The sequence below is a fragment of the Microbacterium terrae genome, assembly GCF_017831975.1.
In the GTDB taxonomy this organism is placed as follows: domain Bacteria; phylum Actinomycetota; class Actinomycetes; order Actinomycetales; family Microbacteriaceae; genus Microbacterium; species Microbacterium terrae.
Genome location: NZ_JAFDSS010000001.1, coordinates 1,469,745 through 1,492,303, shown reverse-complemented (window position 1 = coordinate 1,492,303; position 22,559 = coordinate 1,469,745). Strand labels below are relative to the sequence as shown.

General features: G+C 70.7%; 19 protein-coding genes. 3 read left to right on the top strand and 16 right to left on the bottom strand.

Annotated features, from left to right (window positions below; translation table 11 throughout):
* Positions 1–12: 12 nt before the first annotated feature.
* From JOD63_RS06905 to JOD63_RS06835, 15 genes are all read right to left on the bottom strand, one after another.
* Entirely contained in the window at positions 13–1,587 is a 1,575-nt protein-coding gene (locus JOD63_RS06905; protein WP_045276880.1) for a Rieske 2Fe-2S domain-containing protein, read from the bottom strand.
* Positions 1,588–1,711: 124 nt separating this feature from the next.
* A complete protein-coding gene (locus tag JOD63_RS18195; RefSeq protein ID WP_045276879.1) occupies positions 1,712–4,972 on the bottom strand; it encodes a DEAD/DEAH box helicase in 3,261 nt (1,086 codons plus the stop codon).
* 61 nt (positions 4,973–5,033) lie between these two features.
* Positions 5,034–5,444 (bottom strand): transcription antitermination factor NusB, encoded by a 411-nt coding sequence (gene nusB, locus JOD63_RS06895; RefSeq protein ID WP_045276878.1) that lies wholly within the window; start codon positions 5,442–5,444, stop codon positions 5,034–5,036.
* Between the two features lie 3 nt (positions 5,445–5,447).
* Positions 5,448–6,008 carry an elongation factor P gene (gene efp / locus JOD63_RS06890; protein ID WP_045276877.1) on the bottom strand — a complete coding sequence of 187 codons (561 nt, stop codon included), beginning with the start codon at positions 6,006–6,008 and terminating at the stop codon, positions 5,448–5,450.
* A gap of 117 nt (positions 6,009–6,125) precedes the next feature.
* On the bottom strand, positions 6,126–6,584 hold the full coding sequence (gene aroQ, locus JOD63_RS06885; protein WP_045276876.1) for a type II 3-dehydroquinate dehydratase: 459 nt from the start codon (positions 6,582–6,584) through the stop codon (positions 6,126–6,128).
* Between the two features lie 42 nt (positions 6,585–6,626).
* Entirely contained in the window at positions 6,627–7,703 is a 1,077-nt protein-coding gene (gene aroB, locus JOD63_RS06880; RefSeq protein ID WP_045276875.1) for a 3-dehydroquinate synthase, read from the bottom strand.
* Positions 7,700–8,218 (bottom strand): shikimate kinase, encoded by a 519-nt coding sequence (locus tag JOD63_RS06875; protein ID WP_045276874.1) that lies wholly within the window; start codon positions 8,216–8,218, stop codon positions 7,700–7,702. Before JOD63_RS06875 ends, aroB begins: the two co-directional genes overlap by 4 nt.
* Positions 8,215–9,429, bottom strand: a complete 1,215-nt coding sequence (gene aroC / locus JOD63_RS06870; protein ID WP_045276873.1) for a chorismate synthase — start codon at positions 9,427–9,429, stop codon at positions 8,215–8,217. The genes JOD63_RS06875 and aroC overlap by 4 nt, the downstream gene beginning before the upstream one ends.
* Before the next feature lie 30 nt (positions 9,430–9,459).
* Entirely contained in the window at positions 9,460–10,329 is an 870-nt protein-coding gene (locus tag JOD63_RS06865; protein ID WP_307803163.1) for a shikimate dehydrogenase family protein, read from the bottom strand.
* Positions 10,299–12,086: an endolytic transglycosylase MltG gene (mltG, locus tag JOD63_RS06860; RefSeq protein ID WP_052682609.1), complete on the bottom strand. Its 1,788-nt coding sequence runs from the start codon at positions 12,084–12,086 to the stop codon at positions 10,299–10,301. The genes JOD63_RS06865 and mltG overlap by 31 nt, the downstream gene beginning before the upstream one ends.
* On the bottom strand, positions 12,086–12,553 hold the full coding sequence (gene ruvX, locus JOD63_RS06855) for a Holliday junction resolvase RuvX (RefSeq protein WP_045276872.1): 468 nt from the start codon (positions 12,551–12,553) through the stop codon (positions 12,086–12,088). Before ruvX ends, mltG begins: the two co-directional genes overlap by 1 nt.
* Positions 12,550–15,207, bottom strand: coding sequence for an alanine--tRNA ligase (gene alaS, locus JOD63_RS06850; protein ID WP_045276871.1), 2,658 nt, complete (start codon positions 15,205–15,207; stop codon positions 12,550–12,552). The genes ruvX and alaS overlap by 4 nt, the downstream gene beginning before the upstream one ends.
* Positions 15,208–15,268: 61 nt before the next feature.
* Positions 15,269–15,565 carry a hypothetical protein gene (locus JOD63_RS06845; RefSeq protein ID WP_045276870.1) on the bottom strand — a complete coding sequence of 99 codons (297 nt, stop codon included), beginning with the start codon at positions 15,563–15,565 and terminating at the stop codon, positions 15,269–15,271.
* A gap of 171 nt (positions 15,566–15,736) precedes the next feature.
* Entirely contained in the window at positions 15,737–16,366 is a 630-nt protein-coding gene (gene rpsD / locus JOD63_RS06840) for a 30S ribosomal protein S4 (protein WP_045276869.1), read from the bottom strand.
* 208 nt (positions 16,367–16,574) lie between these two features.
* Positions 16,575–17,936, bottom strand: coding sequence for a replication-associated recombination protein A (locus JOD63_RS06835; protein WP_245618050.1), 1,362 nt, complete (start codon positions 17,934–17,936; stop codon positions 16,575–16,577).
* Positions 17,937–18,048: 112 nt separating this feature from the next.
* Here JOD63_RS06835 and JOD63_RS06830 point away from each other — a divergent pair, with 112 nt between their 5' ends.
* The 3 genes from JOD63_RS06830 to JOD63_RS06820 all read left to right on the top strand — a co-directional run bounded on the left by JOD63_RS06830 (position 18,049) and on the right by JOD63_RS06820 (position 20,319).
* The gene (locus JOD63_RS06830; protein WP_045276868.1) at positions 18,049–18,348 is read left to right on the top strand and encodes a hypothetical protein; all 300 of its coding nucleotides are present in this window, start codon (positions 18,049–18,051) and stop codon (positions 18,346–18,348) included.
* Between the two features lie 102 nt (positions 18,349–18,450).
* Positions 18,451–19,713, top strand: coding sequence for a DUF349 domain-containing protein (locus JOD63_RS06825; protein WP_045277045.1), 1,263 nt, complete (start codon positions 18,451–18,453; stop codon positions 19,711–19,713).
* Between the two features lie 54 nt (positions 19,714–19,767).
* Positions 19,768–20,319 (top strand): hypothetical protein, encoded by a 552-nt coding sequence (locus JOD63_RS06820; RefSeq protein ID WP_157004049.1) that lies wholly within the window; start codon positions 19,768–19,770, stop codon positions 20,317–20,319.
* Here JOD63_RS06820 and JOD63_RS06815 read toward each other — a convergent pair.
* Positions 20,306–22,555 (bottom strand): RelA/SpoT family protein, encoded by a 2,250-nt coding sequence (locus JOD63_RS06815; protein WP_045276867.1) that lies wholly within the window; start codon positions 22,553–22,555, stop codon positions 20,306–20,308. The genes JOD63_RS06820 and JOD63_RS06815 overlap by 14 nt on opposite strands.
* Positions 22,556–22,559 lie beyond the last annotated feature (4 nt).

Sequence of the window (22,559 nt, the reverse complement as noted above, 5' to 3'; positions counted from 1 at the left end):
ACAGCGTCTGTATCAGGCGACCGATGCGCCCTCGTGGCGCGTGGCCTCGGAGCCGACCGCGGTGGCGCGGATCGGGTGCCCGGGGCTCGTGAGGCACTTGCCCGACGCGAGGTCCCACTTCCAGTCGTGCAGCGAGCAGGTGAGCACGCCGTCCTGGATCTTGCCGGTCTGGGTGAGGTCGGCGCGCAGGTGCGGGCAGCGGCGCTGCACGACCCAGTCGCCGATCTCGGCATCCTCGGTCTGGTCGGTCTGCTCCGCGTACCAGTTCTCGACGTACTCGATGCGGTCGCGCGAGAGGCACTTGAGGAAGGTCGTGAGGAACTCGTTGAACTTGCCGCTGCGGCCCACCGAGAACTGCATCGACAGGAAGATCGAGTTCGACCAGTCGATCTCGTGGTCGCGGATGTTCGTCGAGACGAGGTCTGCGGGGATCGTGTACCAGTAGATGCACTCCTCCCCCGCGTACTCGCGCACCTTCGCCTTCGGGAAGTCGACGACCATGTCGAGGTCGCCGATGCGGAAGCGCACGTTGCCGCCGATGCCGGTGCGGATCGTGCGGGCGCGACGGATCAGCGGCTCCCACCACTCCTTGATCGCCGCGAGCATCTCGTCGGGGGGAAGCACCGCGGCGCGCGTCGCCTCTTCCGCGCGGATCTCGTCCTGCCGGGCTGCCTGCTGCTCGGCGAGGTACGACCACTTGTCGTCGAAGATGCGGTCGATCTCGGCCTCGGTGTACAGCGTCTGCTCGACGGTGAGCACGCCGCCGTGGATCTCGACCACGGTGCCGGGCACGAACTCGTAGCCCTTCTGGTCGGGACGCACCTCGGCCATGTGCGCGAGGAACTCGCGCTGGTCGGTGAAGATCGAGTCGCCGTCCTGCCCGGTGCCGTTGTAGCGGAACAGCTCTTCGCGGAGGAACATCGGCGGCCCCGCCATCGGGAAGACGTGCTCGGCGTCGACCCGCTCGATGTAGTACATGGCGCGCTTGTTCTGGGCGTCGCGCTTGAGCTTCGCGAAGTTCTGCTTGGCGTCCTGCGGCAGGTCGTAGACCATGGGCCACCAGATCGCACCCGACACCTGGGTGAAGTACGCCTCGGGCTTCGAGAACGCCATCAGCTTCTCGAGGTCGAGCGGGTGGGAGTCGTTCTGGTTCAGGATGCTCGCGGTGCCGTCGTCCACGCTCAGCGACGAGTCGCCGATCGGTCCGTCGCTCGGCGCGCGCAGCGGGGTGACCATGAGCTTCAGCGGGCCGAACTCCAGCGGTACGCCCGCCTGCGTGTAGACGATGTTGTCGTAGCCCAGGCGCCGGAGGTCCTGCTCGAGGTCGTCGGTCGGGTACTCCGGCAGGAGCACCGTGATGTCCTTCGGGATGTGGCGCTCCATGAGCGCCGGGTCGAAGTGGTCGCGGTGACGGTGCGAGACGTACAGGAAGTCCGCCTTGCCGTACTTGTCCCAATCCAGGCCACGGTTGTCGGGGAAGGGGAACCACGAGCCGAAGAACGTCGGCCCGATCACCGGGTCGCACAGGATGCTCCCGCCCGCGGTCTCGATGAACATCCCAGCGTGGCCGAGGCCCGTGATGCGCATGGGACTCCCCCTTTGTTTCCTCTAGACCAACCCGTCGAACCACACGATCATAGGCGAGGCGTCCGCGAGGGCCCATCCGGACGGGCCGTGAGAATGGCGATCCGGCCGGCCCCGGACCCGGCGCTCACGCCTCGAACAGCCCGCGGATGTCGTCGGCCGTGAGAGCCTGCCCGAACAGCGCGTCGTCGTCCATCACGGAGCGGAACAACCGCGCCTTGCGCTGCTGGAGCGCCATCACCTTGTCTTCGATCGTCCCTGCCGCGATCAGCCGGTAGACAATGACTGTGCGCTCCTGGCCGATGCGGTGCGCGCGGTCGACGGCCTGCGCCTCGGCCGCCGGATTCCACCACGGGTCGAGCAGGAACACGTAGTCGGCCTCGGTGAGGGTGAGCCCGAACCCGCCTGCCTTGAGGCTGATGAGGAACACCGGCGCGTCGCCCGCACGGAACGACTCGATCGCCCCCTCCCGGTCGCGCGTCGATCCGTCGAGGTAGGCGTACGGCACCCGTCGCTCGTCGAGTCGTGCGGCCACGAGCGCGAGGAACGAGGTGAACTGGCTGAACACGAGCACCCGGTGGCCCTCGGCGACGACCTCGTCGAGGCGCTCGAACAGGGCGCCGAGCTTGCTCGGGGCGATCGACGCGTGCGCCGGGTCGACGAGCTCGGGTGCGAGGCTCAGCAGTCGCAGCAGCGTGAGCGAGCGGAAGACGATGAACCGGTTGCGGTCGAGGTCGTCGAGCAGGCCCAGCACCTTCTGGCGCTCCCGCTGCAGCACGGTGTCGTAGAGCGCCCGGTGCGCCGCACTCAGCTCGACGTGGACGTGCTGCTCCTGCTTCGCGGGCAGTTCCGGCGCGACGAGCTCTTTCGTGCGCCGCAGCACGAGAGGGCGGATGCGCCGCCGCAGCCGCGCGAGCCGTCCGGCACGGAACGTGGAGCCCTCCTGATTCTCGGGCACCTTGCCCCTCTCGATCGGTCCGATGTACTCCTCGCGGAACCGGCGCTCGGAGGGGAAGAGGCCGGGTGCTGTGAGCGACAGCAGCGCCCACAGCTCGCTCAGGCTGTTCTCGAGCGGTGTTCCCGTGACGGCGAACACCACGTCGGCCCGCAGGCCCTTCGCCGCCCGGTACGCCTTCGTCCTGCTGTTCTTGACGAACTGCGCTTCGTCGAGCACGAGGCCGGCCCATTCGACCGCCGCGAACTCGGGCTCGTCGAGCCGCAGCAGCGTGTACGAGGTGACCACGATGTCGGCCGACGCGGCGGCATCCTCCACCGTCCGTCCGCGCTTCGCGCGGGTGCCGTCCACGACCGCGACCCGGAGGCCCGGGGCGAACCGGGCCGCCTCGTCGCGCCAGGTCGGGAGCACCGAGGTGGGGGCGACGACGAGGAACGGGCGCCGCTCGCCGGCGTCTCGGGTGCGGGAGACGAGCGCCAGCATCTGCAGCGTCTTGCCGAGTCCCATGTCGTCGGCGAGGATGCCGCCGAGCCGGTGCTCCCACAGGAACGCGAGCCAGTCGTACCCGGCACGCTGGTACGGGCGCAGCTCGGCGGCGAGGCCCACCGGGGCGGGCGCGGCGGGCACGCCCTCGGCGGTGCGGAGCCCTTCGACCGTCGCCCGCCACGAGACGGCGGGCTGGGCCTCGTGCGCGAGGTCTTCGAAGTCGGCCCAGACGTCGGTCTGGTAGCGACTGAGGCGCGGCCCGGTCTCCCACTCCTCGAGCTCGCCCGCCTCGCCGATGAGGTCCTTCAACCGCTGCAGCGACGGATGCATCAGCGAGAAGTGGGCGCCGTCGCTGAGGAGCAGGCGCTTGCGCCCCAGCGAGAGCGCGGTGAACAGCGACGCGAACGGGATGCGCCGCCCGTCGATCGTCACCACGACGCCGAGCTCGAACCAGTCGGGGTCGGGCGATTCGACGGTGGTGACCGCGATGCGGGGGTCTCCGGCGAGCTCCCGGTACGCGGGGCGCGTGCCGCTGATCTCGACCTCGACGTCGTCCTCGGCCTCGAGGAGCGGCAGGAGCTTCGAGGCGAACTCCGCGGCGTCGAGACCGGATGCGGATCCGTGTGCCGAGAGGGGCACCGGCGACGCCTGCTCCCACGCCGTCACGACGCGCTCGCGGATGTCGCGCTCGGCGCGCGCGTCGCGTTCGGGGGTGGGTACCGAGTCCCACGCGGGATGCGTGTCGTCGGCGTAGCGCCATTGCAGCACCCATTGCACGCGATGCCCGGGCTGGAAGATCACGCGGAGCACCGCTGCGGGCCGCTCGGGCGGCGGCACGTCGAGGCCGGGCGCCTCGACCGTCGACGATCGCGCGATCCGCGGAAGGTGCAGGCGGACGAACTCGTCGGCATCCTCCTCGGGCACCGTGATCTCGCCGCCGGCCGACAGCAGGGCCGCCGTGGTGTCGTCGAGCCCGACCGGAGCGAGGACGAGGTCGAGCTGCTCGCCGCGCACCGTCACCTGGTACAGACCGCTGCGGCCGATCGGGCGCACGCGCGCGGCATCCACCGTCTCGCCTGCGATGGCGACGCGCGGCTCGACGTGCACCTCGCCGCGGTGGGGCACGGCGCGGACCGACACGCTCGCCTCCGCCGCGATCGACACGCTCTGCGTGCGCTTGGTCGCAGTGAGCGCGATGCCGACGCTCGACGCGGCCGCGAGATGCCCCCACAGCAGGCTCGACTCGATGTCGTCGAGGGTGAGCCACTCCGAGACGTCGGAGAAGCCGCCGAAGGTGCGCATGTCGCGCCCGATGCTGTGGAGTTCGGCGAACCACCGCACCTGGGCGGGTGCGTAGACGCTGCCGGGCCGACGGACCGACTCCCAGGAGGCGTCGCCCTTGATCCATGCATCGCTGCGGCCGCTCCGCTCGAGCGGCCGCAGCCCGACGAGGGTGTCGTCGCCGTGCCGGTGGAGACCGCGTGCGGTCGCCGTCTCGACCCGCACCGGAGCCCACTGCGACGCGCCGCGACGTACCCGCTGGCGCACCTCGAACCCGAGGGCCAGTGCGGTGTGGGCGGTGCCCGCCGCCGCCCGCGGCGCCAGCACGGTGCGCCACGAGGCGTCGGCCTCGCGCGCGGGGTTCGCGGCGGCCCGGCGATTGGACTCGAGCAGAGCTGCGACGGTGTGCTTGCAGTCGAACTGCACCGGACACGTGCACGACGTCGCCGCGATCGGGCGATCGTCGCGGCGGGGGTCGAGGCGCACGCGGCACCGGTACGCGGCCGAGCCGCTCCCGGCTACGGCGGCCTCGACCACGCCGGACTGCGGATCGTAGGTGAACTGCCGAACGGCGCCCGCCGCGAAGTACGCGGCGCCCCGTTCGAACGTGCCCGCGTCGACATGCCGCCGGATCGCAGCGGGGTCGACGAACGGAGGGGGTGTCACCGGACCATCCTCGCAGGGACGACCGACGCCGACGGCCCGGCGAGGGCCGCCGGCGTCGTCGTCAGGATGCTCGCGCGATGCGTGCGAGCACGCCGTGGACGAAGGCGCCCGAGTCGTCGGTCGAGAACTCCTTGGCGAGTTCGACGGCCTCGTCGATGGCGACCGCCGTGGGAACGGCGTCGTTGTAGAGGATCTCCCACGTGCCGATGCGCAGCAGCGCGCGGTCGACGGCGGGCATGCGCGCCAGCGACCAGTCCTTCGCGAACGTGGTGATCTGCTCGTCGATCGCGTCGCGGTTGTCGATGATGCCGTCGACGATCTCGCGGGCGTACAGCCACGACGCCTCTCGCGCCGGCTCGTTCGCCGCGCGGGTGGCCTCGGCCGCGAGTGTCACGGCCAGGTCGTCGCCGCGGACGTCGCTCTGGAACAGAAGGTCGAGCGCGCGCTTGCGCGCCTTCGTACGGGCGCTCACGCCTTACTTCTCGCGGCCGAGGTAGTCGCCCGTGCGGGTGTCGACCTTGACCTTCGTGCCGGTCTCGAGGAACAGCGGCACCTGGATCTCGTAGCCGGTCTCGAGCGTGGCGGGCTTGGTGCCGGCCGACGAGCGGTCGCCCTGCAGACCCGGCTCGGTGTAGGTGATCTCGAGGATGACCGACGCGGGGAGCTCGATGTACAGCGGGTTGCCGTTGTTGAGCGCGATCTGCACCTGCTGGTTCTCGAGCAGGAAGTGGGCGGCGTCGCCGACCGTCGCGGCGCCCACGTTGAGCTGGTCGTAGTCGGCGACATCCATGAAGACGAAGTTGTCGCCGTCGTTGTACAGGTACGTGAAGTCGCGGCGGTCGACGTTCTCGGTCTCGATCTTCGCGCCGGCGTTGAACGTCTTGTCGACGACCTTGCCGCTCATGACGTTCTTGAGCTTCGTGCGGACGAATGCGCCGCCCTTGCCGGGCTTGACGTGCTGGAACTCGACGACGCTCCACAGCTGTCCGTCGATGTTCAGGACGACGCCGTTCTTGATGTCTGCGGTGGATGCCATGGCGGGGTGGGTTCCGTTCGTCTGAAAGTCCGGTGGAGGCGCGGGGCGCGCGAGATCGCTGAGCCCGTCGAAGCGCCGACAGGTCATTCTACGGGATGCCGGCTGAAGAGGCCGGGATCAGCCGTCGGCCTGCCCGGTGATGACGGCGATGAGCCGCCGCGTCGCGGTGGCGTACCCGGCGATGCCCTCGCCGACTGCGTGCACGGCGGCGAGGTCGGCGATGTACGAGTGGTGGCGGAACTGCTCGCGCTCGTACACGTTCGAGATGTGCACCTCGGCGACCGGCAGCGCGACTCCGGCGAGGGCGTCGCGCAGGATCACCGACGTGTGGGTGAGCCCACCGGCGTTGATGACGATGCCCGCGCAGTCCTCGCGGGCGGCGTGGATCGCGTCGAGCAGGACGCCTTCGTGGTTGCTCTGCACCGCGCGCACCTCGAAGCCGGTCTCGGCCGCGGTCCGGGTGACGAGCGCCTCGACGTCGGCGAGGGTGTCGCTGCCGTAGATCGCGGGCTCGCGGGTGCCGAGGAGGTTCAGATTCGGCCCGTTGACGAGCAGGATGCGGCGCGGATCGGTCACCCGATCACCCTAGCCGTCGTCGCGGCGACCGCCGGCCGCGTGTCAGCTGGCGACCTCCTGGTATGCGGCGAACATGAGCGACTCGTCGGGCGCCTGCAGCACGGTGGGCTTGGCGATGTCGTCGAGCACGATGAAGCGCAGCATCCCGCCCCGGCTCTTCTTGTCGCGCTGCATGGTCGCGAGCAGCTGCTGCCAGGCCCCGGCGCGGTAGGTGGTCGGCAGGCCGAGCGACGTCAGGATGTCGCGGTGCCGCTGCGCGGCGGCATCCGGAAGCCTGCCCGCCAGACGCGACAGTTCGGCGGCGAACACCATGCCGACCGAGATCGCGGCGCCGTGGCGCCAGCGGTAGCGTTCGGCGTGCTCGATCGCGTGTCCGAGGGTGTGGCCGTAGTTGAGGATCTCGCGCAGCCCGGCCTCACGCAGATCGGCGCCGACGACGCGCGCCTTCATCGCGATGGCGAGCTCGATCGTGCGGCGGAATTCGTCGGAGCGGGGGTCGGTCGCCCGCTCCGGGTCGGCCTCGACGAGGTCGAGGATCTCGGGCTCCTGGATGAATCCCGCCTTCACCACCTCGGCATAGCCGGCGACCCGCTCGTTGCGCGAGAGCGAGTCGAGGAGGTCGAGGTCGCAGATCACGGCTCGCGGCGCCCAGAACGCGCCCACGAGGTTCTTGCCCTCGGCGGTGTTGATGCCGGTCTTGCCGCCGACCGCCGCGTCGACCATGCCGAGCACGGTGGTGGGGATCTGCACGACCTCGATGCCGCGAAGCCAGGTGGCCGCGACGAACCCGGCCAGATCGGTCACCGCTCCCCCGCCGAAGCCGATGATCGCGTCGGTGCGGGTGAAGTCGGCCTGCCCGAGAACCTGCCAGCAGAACGCGGCCACCTCGACGCGCTTGCCCTGCTCGGCGTCGGGGATCTCGGCGAGGAGCACCTCCCGGTCGGCGAGGAGCTGCTCGCGCAGCGCCGCCGCCTGCGCGGCGAGCGTTGGCGGGTGGATGATGAGCACCTTGCGCGCCGCGGCCGGGAGGGCTGCGCCGACGGAGGCGAGGATGCCGCGCCCGACGGTGATCTCGTATGCCGCGTCGCCGGAGACGGCGATCGTCGTCGCATCGGTCATGGGGTGGGTCCTCCTGTGTTGCGCGCCCAGTCGGCGATCGCGTCGACGACGCTCTGGATCGGGCCCGTCGACGTGTCGTAGGTGACGTCGGCGAGGCGTTCGTAGACGGGCAGACGCTCCCGGTAGATCTCGGTCCAGCGCGCGATCGCGTCGTCGCCGGAGAGGAGCGGACGTTTCGATCCGCGCACCCGGGCGGCGACGATGCGCGGCTCGACCGTCAGCAGCACCACGCGGTGAGCCGCGAGGTCGTGCTGGGTGTCGGCATCGAGCACGGCTCCCCCGCCGAGCGAGACGATGCCCCCGCGCGCGAGCCCCGTGGAGACGGCCTCGCGCTCGAGCGCCCGGAAGTGCGCCTCCCCGTGTTCGGTGAAGATGCGCTCGATCGGGCCGTGAGCGGTGACCACGACGGTGTCGGTGTCGGTGTACGGCAGCTCGAGCAGCTTGGCGACACGCTTGCCGACGCTCGACTTGCCCGCACCCATCGGACCGATGAGGACGATCGCGGGGGCGTTCATCCGCCCAGCGTGTCGTCGCTCACGGTCGACGTGCGCAGGTTCTCGGGGATCGCGGCGAGGTATCCGGCGATGTTGCGGCGGGTCTCGGCGACGCTGTCGCCGCCGAACTTCTCGAGCACGGACTCGGCGAGCACGACGGCGACCATGGCTTCGGCCACGACACCGGCGGCGGGCACGGCGCACACGTCGGAGCGCTGGTGGTGTGCGGCCGCCGTGTCGCCGGTGGCGACGTCGACGGTGCGCAGCGCCTTGGGCACCGTCGCGATCGGCTTCATGCCGGCGCGTACGCGCAGCACCGTGCCGGTGGACATGCCGCCCTCGGTGCCGCCGGCTTTGTCGCTCGAACGGGTGATGCCGTCGTCGGCGGTGAACAGCTCGTCGTGCGCCGCGGAGCCGCGGCGGCGGGTCGTCTCGAAGCCGTCGCCGACCTCGACGCCCTTGATGGCCTGGATGCTCATGAGCGCCTGGGCGAGCTTGCCGTCCAGTCGGCGATCCCAGTGCACGTGCGAGCCGAGTCCCGGCGGCAATCCGTAGGCGAGCACCTCGACGATGCCGCCGAGGGTGTCGCCGTCTTTGCGGGCGGAGTCCACCTCGGCGACCATCCGCGCACTGGTCTCGGCGTCGAAGCACCGGAGCGGATCGGCGTCGAGCGCCTCGACGTCTGCCGGAGTCGGCAGCGCCGCGCCCTCAGGAGACTGCACGGGGCCGATCGAGAGCGTGTGGCTCACGAGCTCGATGCCGAGCTCGGCGAGGAACGCACGGGCAAGGGCGCCGAGTGCCACGCGCGCAGCGGTCTCGCGCGCGCTCGCGCGCTCGAGGATCGGACGCGACTCGGTGAAGCCGTACTTCTGCATGCCGACGAGGTCGGCGTGTCCGGGCCGGGGTCGCGTGAGCGCGGCACCGCGGCCGCGGGACTTCTCGGTGAGGTCGATCGGGTCGGGGCTCATCACCTCGACCCACTTCGGCCACTCGGTGTTGCCGATGCGCAGCGCGATCGGGCTGCCCAGGCTGTAGCCGTGCACGACCCCGGACGAGATGGTCAGCTCGTCCTCTTCGAACTTCATGCGCGAGCCGCGGCCGTAGCCGAGCTTGCGGCGGGCGAGGTCGGCCTGGATGGCGGCGCGCGAGATCGGGACGCCCGAAGGCAGGCCCTCCATGACGGCGACGAGTTCGGGGCCGTGGGATTCGCCGGCCGTGAGCACGCGGAGCATTGCTCCAGTCTCCCACGGACGGCGGGGGCGTTACGCCGCGGGACGCTCCAGCACCGAGCGCATCGCTGAAAGGACTGCATCCTCACGCGGAAGAGCGTGGTCGACATCACCCGAGCGGAAGATGCGGATCTGCAGGATCGCCTGGTGCAGCAGCATCCCGAGACCCGATGCGGATGCTCCGCCCGCGGCGTCCCAGGCGCGTGACAGCGGCGTCGGCCAGTGGCCGTACACGACGTCAAGGAGGAAGCCGCCGTCGGCGGCGAGGGCGGCTGCGGCCTCCGGCGCGATCGCGGCGTCGCCCGGAAGTGTGGCGATGGTGACGTCGACGGGGGCGAATAGCGCCGCAGTGAAGGACGTGTGGCGCACCGCGACGCCGAGGTCGTCGCCGAGCGCGCGCAGCGGCGCGACGGCTTCGGCGCGGCGGGCGACCACGTCGACCTCTGTCGCTCCGAGTTCTGCCAGGGCGACCAGGGCAGAGGTCGCCGTGGCGCCGGCGCCGACGATCCGGGCGGAGTCCGCCGACGCGATGCCGTGCTCACCGAGCGCGCGGACGATCCCGCCCACGTCGGTGTTGAAGCCGAGTGGACCGTCGGGCGTGAGCAGCAGGGTGTTCACCGCGCCGGTGCGTGCAGCGCGCTCGTCGAGCGACACCGCTGCGCGGTGCGCGACGCCTTTGAGCGGCATCGTCAGCGACAGACCGCGCCAAGTGCCGTCGAGGCCCGCGAGCTCGTCCGCGAACGTGGACTCGTCGACGCGGCGTCGCCCGTAGATCCAGTCGACGTCGAGCACGTCGTAAGCCGCGGCGTGCAGCTGCGGCGAACGCGAGTGGTCGATCGGATCGCCCCACACCGCGAGGCGCCTGGCGCCGTTCAGCACCCCGAGTCCGGGTTGTCGGCGCACCAGGTCTGCCACTGCGCGACAGCCCGGTTGTGGTCGGCGAGGTTCGTCGTGAAGATCGTCTCGCCCGTGTCGAGATTCACCGTCACGAAATACAGCCAGTCGCCGTCCACGGGATGCATCGCGGCGTCGATGGCCACGTCGCCCGGATTCGCGATCGGCCCGACAGGGAGGCCCGCGTGCACATAGGTGTTCCACGGGTTGTCGTCGGCAAGCGCCTCCGCTGAGGAGCTGACGGTGCCGTCGTGCATCTCGCCGTACCCGTACTGGGCGGTCGAGTCCATCTGCAGCAGTCCGAAGGTCTCCTGGTTGTCGGGCTTCAGGCGGTTCTGGATGACCGTGGAGACCTTCTGCATGTCCTCCTCGTACCGCGCCTCGCGCTGGATGATCGAGGCGATGGTGAGGATCTCCTGGCGTTGGGCCTCGGGCACCTCGGCCGCGTCGAGGGACTCGACGGTCCGGTCGACGAGCGTCTGGATCACCTGGGTGGCCGTCACTCCGGGCTCGAACGAGTAGGTCGCGGGGAACAGCCAGCCCTCGAGCGTGTCGGCCTCGACGCCGTACTGCGACGGGTCGGCCACGGCGGTCTCGTAATCGGCGAGTTCGATGCCGGTGCCCTCGGCGAGCAGCGGGAGCGACTGCTCGACGGTGAGCCCCTCGCGCAGCTGCGCGGTGTTCTCCATCTTGTTCGCCGGGTCGAGCAGCGCCGCGAGGGCGGCTTCGGAGGTCATCTGCTTCTGCAGCTTGAACACTCCGGGCACGAACGGCGGGTTCTGCGCCGTCTCGATCAGATAGTCGTAGAACGCGTCGTCGGTCTTCGTCACACCCGCGTCGAAGAGGCTCTGCGAGATCGGCGACCCGGTGTCGCCCTCGGCGATCGTGATGTAGGTCTCGCCGTTCGCGAGTCCCTCTTCGTAGTCCTTGGGCTCGGCCCACCCCATCACGTCGCGGATCTGCTCCTCGTACGTCGTCCACACATACCAGCCGCCGGCGGCGATGCCGCCCAGGATCGCGAGGACGACGCCGAGGGCGATCCAGCCGCCGATGCGTCGCTTGCGCTTGTTCGGGCGCGGGGGCGCGTCGCCGAGGTCGTCGGTGGAGGACTCGCCCGTGAACAGATCCTCGAGGGTCGCCGTCGACGCGGTGATCCCGGTCGGGCGCTCAGCGAGCGCCGTGCGGCCGTGCGTCTCCTGCGGCTGCTGGGCACCCTCGTGCGGCTGCGGCTGCGGCTGTGGGGCGGCCTGCGGCAGCGGCGCTGCGGGAGTCGGCGCTGCCGGTCGTGATCCGCGCGCATACGGGATGGCGGGAGCTGCCTCGACTGCGCCGAAGATCCAGGGCTCGTCGTCGACGGGACCGGGGTCGGCCGATGCCGACGGGCGCGGCGTCTCGACCGATGCGGCGGCCTGGGCGGGTGCGGCGGCCGCCGGAGTGCGCGGCGTGAAGACCGGGAGTGCGCCGGTGCTCAGCTGCGCCGGGAACGGTCCGCTGTCGGCGAGCACCGGCATCGCCTGAGACTCGACCGGTGCGGTGGCGGGTCGGGGCGCCGTGGGGATGGAGCCGCTCGACGGGTGGCTGGGGATCGACCGGCCCGCGGACGGACCGGGCGTCGAGGTGCCGGGGAGGGTTCCGGACGAGGGCGCGGGTTCGGGCTGGGGAGACGGCGTCGGCGCCGTCGCTCCCGCGTCCGGTGCCTGTCGCGCGGCGGCCTCGCGCGCCGCGCGCCGTGACCCCGGCGCGGCGGGCTGCGAAGGATCGGACATCAGAGGGACTCCTGGGGGGCGGGTGCTCCGGGTGGGCGGCCGCTGTTCTTCTCGACCTCGAGAGCCTGCTGGAGCAGGACGACAGCGGCGACCTGGTCGACAATGCTACGTGAGGAACGCTGGGATCTGCCCGATTGCCGCAGCGCCGCGTGCGCGGACACCGTCGACAGCCGCTCGTCGACGAGGCGCACCGAGAGGTCGGATGCCGCCGCGACGGCACCGGCGAACTCCTTGGCATCCGTCGTCGAGGCCGTCTCCTCCCCCCGGAGGTTGAGCGGCAGGCCGATGAGGATCTCCATCGCGCCGTGCTCGTCCGCGAGGGCGAGCACGCGCGCGACGGCGGCGTCGTCGCGGGGAACGGTCTCGACCGGCGTCGCGAGAAGGCCGTCGGGATCGCACCGTGCGACCCCGACGCGAGCCTTCCCGACGTCGACGCCGAGCCGCACCCCGCGGCGGAATCCGCTCACGCGCCGAGCGCCCCCGTGACGGCCGACAGCGCGGCAGGGAGTGCCGCAGCATCCGTGCCGCCGCCCTGGGCGACGTCGTCACGTCCGCCTCCACCGCCGCCGAGGGCGGCGGCCGCGGCCTTCGCGAGCGCTCCAGCCTTCGCGCCCGCCGCGCGGGCCGCGTCGTTCGTGGCGACGATGACGACCGGACGACCGGCGACGTCGGCGCCGAGGGCGACGACGGATGCCTGCGACCCGAGGCGCTCGCGCACCTGCAGGGCGAGCGAGCGCACGTCGTCGGCCGACGCGGCGGCGCCGAGGGACTCGGCGACGACCGCATAGGGGCCGACCGTGCTCGCCGTGGCCGTGAGGGCCGGAAGGCGGTCGGCGAGTGCCTTCGACTCGAACGCCGCGATCTTCTTCTCGGCCGCCTTGAGGCTCGCGGTGAGCTCGGCGATGCGCGCCGGCAGCTGGTCGCGCGGCGTCTTGAGCGTCGTGGTGAGCTGCGACACGAGCGCGCGCTCCGCAGCGAGGGAGCGGAACGCGTCGAGCCCGACGAGAGCCTCCACACGGCGGTTGGATGCACCCACCGACGACTCGCCCACGAGGTTGATGAGACCGATCTCGGCGCTCGTCGACACGTGCGTGCCGGCGCACAGCTCGCGCGACCACGGGCCGCCGATGTCGACCATGCGCACGGTGTCGCCGTACTTCTCGCCGAACAGGGCCATCGCACCGAGCGACTTCGCCTCGTCGAGCGGCAGCACTCGCGTGGTCACCTCGAGGTTGTCGCGGACCGCGTTGTTGGCGATCTCCTCGATCTCGCTCTTGGTCGCGTCGCTCAGGGCCTGGGCCCACGAGAAGTCGAAGCGCATGTAGCCGGCGCGGTTGAGCGAGCCCGCCTGCGTCGCGGTCTTGCCGAGCGTGTCGCGAAGGGCGGCGTGCACGAGGTGGGTGGCCGAGTGCGCCTGGCGCGCGGCGCGCCGGTTCGCGGCATCCACGACCGTCGTCGCGGGCTGGCCGACGCCGACCTCGCCGGTCGTGACCTCGACGGTGTGGCTCACGAGGCCCGGGACGGGCTTCTGCACGTCGAGCACCTCGAGCTCGTACCCCGGGCCGACGATGACGCCCTTGTCGGCGACCTGGCCGCCCGACTCCGCGTACAGAGCCGTCTCGGCGAGGATGACCTCCGCGATCTGACCCACCGCCGCGCGGTCGACCGAGACGCCGTCGACGAGGATGCCGAGCACCGACGACTCGGTCTCGAGGTCGGTGTAGCCGGTGAAGCCCGTCTCGCCCTTCGCGCGGAAGTCGCGGTACACGCTGGTGTCGGCGAGCTGGCGCTTGCGCGAGCGCGCGTCGGCCTTCGCCCGCGCCCGCTGCTCCTGCATGAGCGTGTCGAACGCCGCGCGGTCGACCGAGAGTCCGGCCTCCTCGGCGATCTCCAGCGTGAGGTCGATGGGGAAGCCGTACGTGTCGTGCAGCAGGAATGCCTCGGAGCCGGCGATCGCCGTCGCACCGGACTTCTTGGTCAGGGCGACCGAGTCGTCGAGGATGGCGGAGCCGGCGGCGAGGGTGCGCAGGAACGTCTCCTCCTCCGCGAGTGCGTACTGCGAGATGCGGGCCCAGTCGGTCTCGACGACCGGGTACGCCTCCTTCATCGCGTCGCGCGACACGGTGAACAGCTCCGCGAAGGTCGGGCCCTCGACACCGAGGAGTCGCATCGAGCGGATCGCGCGGCGCATCAGGCGACGCAGGATGTAGCCGCGACCGTCGTTGGACGGGGTGACGCCGTCGGACATGAGCATGAGCGACGAGCGCACGTGATCGGCGATCACGCGGAAGCGCACGTCGTCCTCGTGGTTCGCGCCGTAGCGGCGGCCCGACAGCTCGACGGCCTTGTCGAGGACCGGACGCACCTGGTCGGTCTCGTACATGTTGTCGACGCCCTGCTTGATGAACGCGACGCGCTCGAGGCCCATGCCGGTGTCGATGTTCTTCGCCGGAAGCTCTCCGACGATGTCGAAGTCGTACTTCGATCGCACGTTCGTGATCTCGTACTGCATGAACACGAGGTTCCAGATCTCGACGTAGCGGTCGTCGTCGGTGGCAGGGCCGCCGTCGATGCCGTACGCGGGACCGCGGTCGAAGAAGATCTCCGAGCAGGGACCGGCGGGGCCGGGAAGCCCGGTCGACCAGTAGTTCGTGTCCTTGCCGAGGCGCTGGATGCGCTCCTCTGGGAGACCGGCGATCTTCAGCCACAGCTCGCGGGCCTCGTCGTCGTCCTCGTACACGGTGACCCAGAGATCCTTCGGGTCGAACGCGAGACCGCCGTCCTCCTCGGCCGAGGTCAGGAGCTCCCACGCGAAGCGGATCGCGCCCTCCTTGAAGTAGTCGCCGAACGACCAGTTGCCGAGCATCTGGAAGAACGTGCCGTGGCGCGGCGTCTTCCCGACCTCTTCGATGTCGTTCGTGCGGATGCACTTCTGGTTGTCGGCAGCCCGCGTGTAGGGGGCGGGCACATCGCCCGAGAGATACGGGATGAACGGCACCATGCCGGCCACGGTGAACAGCAGGGCGGGGTCGTCGGTGACGAGCGACGCCGACGGGACGATCGTGTGGCCGTTCTTCTCGAAGTAGTCGAGGTAGCGCCGGGCGATCTCAGCGGTCTTCATGCGGGTTGGATTCCTCGGAAGGCATACGGGTGCGCCCCGCGGGGCGCGAGGGCGGGTGGGGTCAGTCGGCGAGCTTGCTCGCCGCGTCCTTGGCGGCTTCCTTCGCGGCGGCGGCAGTGTCCGACATGAAGTCGGCTGCGGCGTCGGCGGCGGTGGCGGCGGCATCCTTCGCGTCGTCGACGAGGCCGGTGATGCGGGCCTCCTGCTCGCGGTACGCGTCGGCGATCCGGTCGGTGAACTCCGAAATGCGGGCGTCGACCTCGGAGAGGACTTCTTGGCCGCGCGGGTCCTTGTTGACGAGGTGGGCGAGCACGAAACCGCCGGCGATGCCGAGCACGAACCAGACCACGTTCTTCATGTCATCACTTCCTCGCGGGCCGCCGGGGCGCGGCATCCCTCCATCGTAGGCGGAAACGCCGAAGGGCGCCGGGTCTCCCCGACGCCCTCCGGCGTTGCGTTGATGTACGCGGCGCTCAGCGCGCCGTACCGATTCCGACGCGGCGCTTGCGCGCCACCTTCGGGCGCGGCCCTATCGGGCTGCGTAATACTCCACAACCAGCTGAACCTCGCACACGACCGGAACCTCGGCGCGCTTGGGGCGACGCACGAGACGGGCCTGCAGCTTGTCGAGCTCGACCTCGAGGTAGCCCGGAACGGGCGGCAGCACCTCGGCGTGACCGCCGGCGGCTGCGACCTGGAAGGGCTCGGTGCCCTCGCTCTTGGCCTTGACGTGGATGAGCTGACCCGGCTTCACGCGGAACGACGGGCGGTCCACGAGCTGGCCGTCGACCAGGATGTGGCGGTGCACGACGAGCTGGCGAGCCTGCGCGGTGGTGCGGGCGAGGCCGGCGCGCAGCACGAGGGCGTCGAGACGCATCTCGAGCAGCTCGACCAGGTTCTCACCGGTCAGGCCGTCCTTGCGGCGGGCCTCGTTGAAGGTGTTGCGCATCTGCTTCTCGCGGATGCCGTACTGCTCGCGCAGACGCTGCTTCTCGCGGAGGCGGACGGCGTAGTCGCTGTCCTGCTTGCGCTTGGTGCGACCGTGCTCGCCGGGCGCGTACGGACGCTTCTCGAGGTACTTGGCTGCCTTGGGGGTCAGCGCGACGCCGAGGGCGCGGGAGAGGCGGACCTTGCGGCGGTCCTGGGACTTCGTAGCCACGAAGTGTTCCTTCCGATGACGTGGACGTGTCTTTCACGACTCACGGACGTATCGCCTCTCCTCGCCCTGTCCGGACTGCACGCCGGGGCATGCCGGAAGGTGGTGAAGAAGAGAGGGGATGCCCGAAAACAGCGTTTCGAGCCGCTCAAGCCTACCAGACCGCTCCCGCGCAGCCCCTGAGAGCCCGCCCGGCGCCCCGGCCGGGCGCTCAGTCGTCGCCGAGGATGCGGCGAATCTTCTCGACGCGCGCTGCGATGTCGCGTTCCGCGCCGCGCGCGGTCGGCACGTAGTAGCGCTTGCCGCGAAGTTCGTCGGGGAGGTACTGCTGCGTGGCGACGCCCACGTCGAGGTCGTGCGGGTACACGTAGCCCTTGCCGTGGCCGAGTCGCTTCGCGCCCGGGTAGTGCGCGTCTCGCAGATGCACCGGCACCCGCCCGAACCCGCCGGAGCGCACGTCGGCGATGGCGGCGTCGATCGCGACGTACGCGGCGTTCGACTTCGCCGTCGTGGCGAGGTACGCCGTCGCCTCGGCGAGGGGGATGCGGCCTTCGGGCATGCCGATGAACTGCACGGCGTCTGCGGCGGCGACGGCGATCGTGAGGGCGTTCGGGTCTGCCAGGCCGATGTCCTCCGCCGCCGAGATGACGAGACGCCGAGCGATGAAGCGCGGGTCCTCCCCCGCTTCGACCATGCGTGCGAGGTAGTGCATCGCGGCATCCACGTCGGACCCGCGGATCGACTTGATGAATGCGCTGATGACGTCGTAGTGCTCGTCACCCTGCCGGTCGTAGCGCAGCAGCGCGCGGTCGACGGCCTGCGAGACGTGCTCGGGCTGGATGACCGGACGTGCGTCGTCGCCGTCGGCCTCGTCGCCGGTGCCGTCGGCGTCGTCGACCGGTTCGGCGAGGGATGCGGCGGCCTCGAGCGCGGTGAGGGCTCGGCGAGCATCGCCCGACGACAGTCGCACGAGTGCCTCGGCGGCGGCGTCGCCGAGCGTGACGGCGCCGCCGAGCCCGCGGGGATCAGCGACCGCGCGATCGATGAGGATGCGGAGGTCCTCGTCGCTGAGCGGGCGGAGCGTCAGCAGCAGCGACCGGCTGAGGAGCGGCGAGATCACCGAGAACGACGGGTTCTCGGTCGTCGCGGCGATGAGCACCACCCATCCGTTCTCGACTCCGGGCAGCAGCGCATCCTGCTGCGCCTTCGTGAAGCGGTGGATCTCGTCGAGGAAGAGAATGGTCGACTGCCCGTAGAGGTCTCGCTGGTTGAGCGCCTCCTGCATCACCTCGCGCACGTCGCGGACACCGGCCGTGACCGCCGAGAGTTCGACGAACCGCCTGCCCGACGAGCGGGCGATCGCCTGCGCGAGCGTGGTCTTGCCCGTGCCGGGCGGCCCCCACAGCACGACGGACGATGCGACCTGGGCCGAGGCATCGGGGTCGGCGAGCTTGACCAGCGGTGAGCCCGCTCGCAGCAGGTGGCCCTGACCGGCCACCTCGTCGAGCGAGACCGGACGCATGCGCACCGCGAGCGGGGTCTGTCCCTGGAAGAGGGCGGTGGGCGGGGTCACCGTTCCAGGCTAATGCGGGTGTGCGACGTCGGCGCCCCGCGTTTTGTCGGCCGCCGGAGCGCGAAATAGGATCGTCCCGGCCCGACGCAGGGCCCCGAAGCGAGGAGGGCCCGTGGCGGCCGGAGGCAACAGTCGTGCATCCCGTGAGAGTCGCGAGCGAGCGCGGCTGTACGCGGCCCGGCAGCAGTTCCACGAGGGGCGGCTGCGTCGACGCACCCGCGACAACCTCGTCGCCGGCATCGCCGGCGGGGCGCTGATCCTCGCGCTCTTCGCGTCGCAGGCGATCTACTTCACCACCGGACCCGGCGCCCCCGCACCCTCCCCCACGGTGTCGACGACGCCGACGCCCCAGGCGACGCCGACTCCCACCACGACGGGCGATCCGACTCCCACGCCCTCCGTCACACCGTGACCGTGGCGTGACCCTCCGGGCCTCTGTGCGAGGCCCACCCGTACTAGGCTTGTGAGCCGTCCCACTCCCGCAGACGGCGTGAGCCGTGATGAGGTGCATCCCGTGACTGCTGAAGCAGCCCCCACTCCCGACCAGACCGCCGCCGAGCCCTGGGGTCGTGTCGATGACGACGGCACCGTCTCGGTGCGCGAAGGCGACGCCTGGCGCGTCGTCGGCCAGTACCCCGACGGCTCGACCGACGAGGCTCTCGCCTACTTCGAGCGCAAGTTCGCCGACCTCGCCGGCGAGGTCGGACTGCTCGAGGTGCGTCACCGCCGCGGCGGTGCTTCGGCCGCAGACCTCCGTGCCGCCGCACGCACGGTCAGCGGCAAGCTCGACGGCGCCGCCGCCGTCGGCGATCTCGCCGGCCTGGTGGCCCGCGTCACCGCGCTGACCGCCACGCTCGAGACCGAGACCGAGACCGAGACCGCCGCCGCGAAGGAGGCCGTCGACGATGCCGTGCGTGAGCGCACGCAGATCGTCGAGCAGGCAGAGGCCCTCGCCGCACGCGATCCGCGCACCGTGCAGTGGAAGCAGGCGTCGGCCGAGATGACCGCGCTCTTCGACCGCTGGCAGTCGCAGCAGCAGTCGGGTCCCCGGCTTCCGAAGTCGACGGCCCAGGCGCTGTGGAAGCGATTCCGCGACGCGCGCGCCGTGGTCGACAAGCACCGGCGCGAGTTCTACGCCGAGCTCGACGAGGCGCACAAGGCCGTCCGCGATCGCAAGACGCGTCTGGTCGAGAAGGCCGAGTCGCTGGCGACCCAGGGCGAGGACGGCATCCCCGCGTACCGCGAACTGCTCGACCAGTGGAAGAGTGCCGGCCGCGCGGGCAAGAAGGCCGACGACGCCATGTGGGCGCGGTTCAAGGCAGCCGGCGACGTGCTGTACTCCGCCCGGGGTGATCGCGAGAGCGCCGAGGCCGAGGCGTCGCGTGAGAAGATCGTGCTGAAGAAGGAGCTTCTCGTCCAGGCGAAGGCCGTCGCCGACGAGCGCGACCTCGCCAAGGCGCGCGCGCTGCTCACGAGCATCCAGCGCCAGTGGGACGAGATCGGACGCATCTTCCCGCGTGACGCGGAGCGCTCCCTCGACGACGACCTGCGCCGGGTGGAGAACTCCCTGCGCAGTCGCGAGGAGACGGACTGGAAGCAGAACGACCCCGAGACCAAGGCACGCGCCAACGACATGACGCGACAGCTCACCGATGCGATCGGCAAGCTCGAGGACGAGGTCGCTGCGGCGAAGAAGTCCGGCGATGCGAAGGCCGTCGCCCGCGCTCAGGAGGCGCTCGACGCGCGTCGCGCCTGGCTCACGGCGCTCGGCGGCTGATCGGTTGTCCACAGGTCTTCGGACCGTGGTACGGGGATCGGGCACGATTCCCGTATGGGATCCCCGTTCGTCTACTTCAGCGGTGATCGGCTCTCGCAGGCCGAGCTGTGCGCGGCGCGCCTCGACGGCGACGTCGTCGAGGTCGGCGACGCGTACATGCCCGCGGATGCGGTCGAGACCGCTGCCATCCGCGCCGGCTCGCTCGGCGAACTGACCCGGGGCATCCTGGCGGCGACCCATCTGTCGGCTGCGTGGATCCACGGCGCCCTGCCGGATCCACCCGCGCGTCATACGCTGCAGCGGGCGGTGGCGCGCCGCATCCATCACGTGCCGACGCGTCGCGTCGTCTATCGCGACGTCGCGCTCGCGGCGACCGACGTCGAACGCCGCGGCGGCGTCCTCGTCACCACCGCCTCACGCACCCTCGCCGATCTCGCCCGCGTTCCCGACGCCGAGCACCGCCGCGTCGTCGGCCTGATGGCCGAGCACGCGGGACCCGATGTCGTCGACGCGGCCATCGTGGGGCTGCACCGTGGCGCGCTCCCCCACAAGCGCTCCGCGATCGCGGTGCTGACGACGCTCGGGGCCGGACTCAGGACGACGTGACGCGGTACACGTCATAGACGGCGTCGATGCGACGCACGGCGTTGAGCACCCGGTCGAGGTGGACGATGTCGCCCATCTCGAACACGAAGCGGCTGAGCGCGAGCCGGTCGTTGCTCGTCGACACCGTCGCAGACAGGATGTTCACGTGGTGCTCGCTGAGCACCCGCGTGACGTCGCTCAGCAGGCCGGAGCGGTCGAGCGCCTCGACCTGGATCTGCACCAGGAAGACGCTCTTCGTGGTCGGCGCCCACTCCACCTCGATGAGGCGCTCGGGATCCTGCATCAGCGACTTCACGTTCGTGCAGTCGGCGCGGTGCACCGAAACGCCGCTGCCGCGGGTCACGAAGCCGACGACCTCGTCGCCCGGCACCGGGGTGCAGCACTTCGCGAGCTTGACGAGGATGTCGGGGGCGCCTCGCACGAGCACACCCGAGTCGCCGTTGCGCGGCTGGCGCGACCGACCCACCACAGGGATGTCGATCGGGCCCGTCGTGGTGTCGTTCGCGCCGACGAGCGCGGTGACCTTCTCGATCACCGACTGCGTCGAGACGTGTCCCTCGCCGACGGCGGCGTAGAGCGCCGAGACGTCTTCGTACCGCAGCTGGTGGGCGACCTCGCTGAACGAGTCCTGGCTCATCAGGCGCTGCAGCGGCAGGTTCTGGCGACGCATCGCGCGCGCGATCGACTCCTTGCCCTGCTCGATCGCCTCTTCGCGGCGCTCCTTGGTGAACCACCCGCGGATCTTGTTGCGCGCGCGCGTGCTCTTGACGAACCCGAGCCAGTCCTGGCTGGGGCCGGCGTCGGGGTTCTTGGAGGTGAAGACCTCGACGACGTCGCCGCTCTTCAGGCTCGACTCGAGGGGCACCAGGCGCCCGTTCACCTTCGCACCCATGGTGCGGTGGCCGATCTCGGTGTGCACCGCATACGCGAAGTCGACCGGGGTCGCACCCGACGGGAGGCCGACGACGCGCCCCTTCGGGGTGAAGACGTAGACCTCTTTGGCACCGATCTCGAACCGCAGCGAATCGAGGAACTCGCCGGGATCGGCGGTCTCGGCCTGCCAGTCCGAGATGTGCGCGAGCCACGCCATGTCGGTGTCGAGCGACTTGGCGTCGGGCTTGGCGCCGTTCATCCGCTCTTTGTACTTCCAGTGCGCGGCGACGCCGTACTCGGCCTGCTGGTGCATCTCGTGCGTGCGGATCTGGATCTCGACGGTGCGCCCGCCGGGGCCGATCACCGTCGTGTGCAGCGACTGGTACAGGTTGAACTTGGGGGTCGCGATGTAGTCCTTGAACCGCCCGGGCAGCGGCGTCCACCGCGCGTGGATCGCGCCGAGCACGGCGTAGCAGTCGCGGACGCTTCCGACCAGGATGCGGATGCCGATGAGGTCGTAGATGTCGTCGAACTCGCGACCGCGCACGACCATCTTCTGGTACACGGAGTACAGCTGCTTGGGGCGGCCCATCACCCGGCCGCGGATGCGCAGCTCGCGGAGGTCCTGGTCGACCGAGTCGATCACGTTCTGCACGTACTGCTCGCGCTGCGGGGTGCGCTGCTTGACGAGGCTGTCGATCTCGGCGTAGAGCTTCGGGTGCAGAACGGCGAAGGAGAGGTCCTCGAGCTCCGACTTGATGGTCTGGATGCCGAGGCGGTGCGCGAGCGGCGCATAGATCTCGAGCGTCTCGGTAGCCTTCTTGCGCGCCTTCTCGGGCGGGACGAAGCCCCAGGTGCGCGCGTTGTGGAGGCGGTCGGCGAGCTTGATCAGGAGCACGCGGATGTCTCTCGACATCGCGACGATCATCTTGCGGACGGTCTCGGCTTGCGCGCTGTCGCCGTACTTGACCTTGTCGAGCTTGGTGACGCCGTCGACGAGCATGGCGACCTCGTCGCCGAACTCCGCCGCCAGGGCGTCGAGCTCGTACCCGGTGTCTTCGACGGTGTCGTGGAGCAGTGCCGCGGCGATCGCCCGAGGGCCGAGCCCCAGATCCGCGAGGATCTGCGCGACGGCCAGCGGGTGGGTGATGTACGGCTCGCCGCTCTGCCGGGCTTGCCCGGAGTGCGCCTTCTCGGCGACCTGGTAGGCGCGCTCGACGATCGAGAGGTCGCCCTTGGGGTGGTGGGTCCGGACCGTGCGCAGCAGCTGCTCGACGTCGTCACGTCGCGCCGACCGCGAGAAGATGCGGGGAACCAGGCGGCGCAGCGACGAGGACTGGGCGGGGGGAACGGTCTCGGTCACGAAA